Origin of the sequence: Bartonella sp. AA2SXKL (assembly GCF_042197205.1) — a bacterium.
GTDB lineage: Bacteria > Pseudomonadota > Alphaproteobacteria > Rhizobiales > Rhizobiaceae > Bartonella.
This window is the reverse complement of sequence record NZ_JBHIRN010000043.1, coordinates 1-2,210: the sequence shown is the minus strand read 5'-3', so window position 1 is coordinate 2,210 and position 2,210 is coordinate 1. Positions and strand designations below refer to the sequence as shown.

Here is a 2,210-nt window from a genome sequence, read left to right as displayed (position 1 = left end):
AACAATCCCTGCCGAAATTAAGCGAGGAGACAGATGAAAAAGCGATTTATTATAACAGGAATGATTACCCTTTTGGGAATGCTAAATCTAGCACATGCGGATGCAGTTACAAGCGTATCTTATGACCTCTCGTCACATAAGGACTCAGCCCCACCACCTGCTCTACCAGCAGAATATCTGGAGCTTACTAATCTATTAAAAAAAGGGGAAATTATTGAGCTCTTAAAAAAACAGCTTGAGTTGAAAAAAGAACAACTTTCGCAAACAGAAAAAACCTATCAGGCTATAACAAATAGTCAAAAAACTGGACCTAAAACTATAGATTTTTCTAGTTTTTTTCTCAAAGAACCAGAATCGTTCTATAAGAGTGATAAGCTTTCAAGGAAATCATATCAAGAGGTATTAGAGGACGAAAACAAAGTTTCTGGGCCTTTTGATCAAATGGGCAAAACTATTTCAGAGCGTTTACAATTTGCATCGATACTAGATAAAGCTGTAAGTTTAGAAACTTTTGAAAACGTAGAAAATCGTTTTCAATACCTCAAAAGTCTATTTAATGAACTTCAAACAAAAGAAAACCTGAAAGATATTGCAGATCTTCAAGCACATATCGATGGTTCGTTAGCCATGATCCAAAATGAATCTATAAAGGTACAAATGGTAGCACATTTACGTAAGGCTGAGAAATCACTTATCAAAAGGAAAAGACGCGAACTTGATATGAAAATTTTTGATCATGAAAAAAAAGGAATGCCTACCATACGATGAAAACAAAAGCCGATGTAGAAGGTTCAGTACTCTCTGAACAATTAAGAGAAGCACAAAGATTTTATCAAAGCCAAGATATCGTGCTGAAAACACTTAGGTAATGTATACATGCAAATGAAGCGTTTAGCATATATCTATGTTCCAAGGTGATAAAAAGTTGAAAATTCATTAAAGAGGAATTCCATGGACTTTACAGTGTTCACGCAACTTTTCAATAAAATTGATCAGATAACAAAAACATATGTCACGGACATTTCCTCAAAAACAATAGCTACAATTACACCCTTTGTTTCAATTGGAATCACAATCGCTTTCATCATCTACGGATGGCTCATCATTCGTGGCGCTATAGATATGCCTCTCTCCGGGTTCGTAAACCGTTTCCTACGGATAAGTATTATTACTTCAATAGCTCTTACCACAGGACTTTATCAGAGTGAAATTGCCATTTTGATCACACAAATGCCCTATGAGTTATCAAAAGCGCTCATAACAAATCCACTCAATGATACACAATTAATGAATTTACTGGACAAAGCAGCAACCAAAGGATTTCAATATGCAGGACGTCTTTTCCAAGAAACCGTCTTCTTCGAGTCCAATGGACTGCTTTACAGTCTCTTAGGAATCCTCATCTTGCTAGCAACAAGCCTCGTCGTAGCAATCGGTGGAGGTCTCGTCCTTCTGACAAAAATCGCTATTACACTTCTCGTAGGATTGGGACCAATCTTCATTATTGCTCTACTCTGGCAACCAACTTATCGCTTTTTTGAGCAATGGATTGTACAAGTCGCCAATTATATAATCCTCTTTCTACTCTTAGCAACTGTATTTAATCTGATGATGAATATCTTTGCAAACTATTTGAGCGATATGAAACTCGACTACGACCAGAATGTAAGCTTCATGTTTGGAGGAGCTCTCATCTTGTCCATTATATCCATCATGCTGTTACTCAAACTATCAAGCATGGCCAATTCTCTCGCAAAAGGCATTACATTCGGACATCTATGGAGACATAAAAACTAGCTGAGATAAAAAGCAATGGTTCCCGTAACAGACGCCCTTAATATCCATATGACAAAATAACGAGGATATCCAATCCTAAAGCAAAAAATATTTGCACTGAAATTGAGCTATTTTCATAAATTAAAAAATGAAATTAAGAAAAGATAAATTATCGTAAACTATACACTTTACTTTGGTGTCGAAATTATAATAATGACAACAAATATCAGAATGTGTATAACAGTAAAAAAGAGTCATGTCAAAATGAAGTTAATCATACTTGTAATTTTGATTGCAAACCTTTTATCGGCTTGTGCATTAGCACCAAAGCTAAAACAGCCCAATGATAGGAACCGCGTGCCTATTAATAAAACAATCCCTGCCGAAATTAAGCGAGGAGACAGATGAAAAAGCGATTTATTATAACAGGAATG

3 protein-coding genes are annotated in these 2,210 nt (G+C 35.8%); all 3 read left to right on the top strand.

Annotation, left to right across the window (positions count from 1 at the left end):
- The first annotated feature begins 33 nt into the window (after positions 1–33).
- The 3 genes from ACFINS_RS09560 (at position 34) to ACFINS_RS09550 (ending at position 2,184) form a co-directional block, all read left to right on the top strand.
- Complete coding sequence (locus tag ACFINS_RS09560) at positions 34–768, top strand: type IV secretion system protein (protein WP_375701053.1); 735 nt, start codon at positions 34–36, stop codon at positions 766–768.
- 183 nt (positions 769–951) lie between these two features.
- On the top strand, positions 952–1,797 hold the full coding sequence (locus tag ACFINS_RS09555) for a type IV secretion system protein (RefSeq protein WP_375701052.1): 846 nt from the start codon (positions 952–954) through the stop codon (positions 1,795–1,797).
- 243 nt (positions 1,798–2,040) lie between these two features.
- Positions 2,041–2,184 (top strand): TrwH protein, encoded by a 144-nt coding sequence (locus ACFINS_RS09550; RefSeq protein ID WP_375645281.1) that lies wholly within the window; start codon positions 2,041–2,043, stop codon positions 2,182–2,184.
- Positions 2,185–2,210 lie beyond the last annotated feature (26 nt).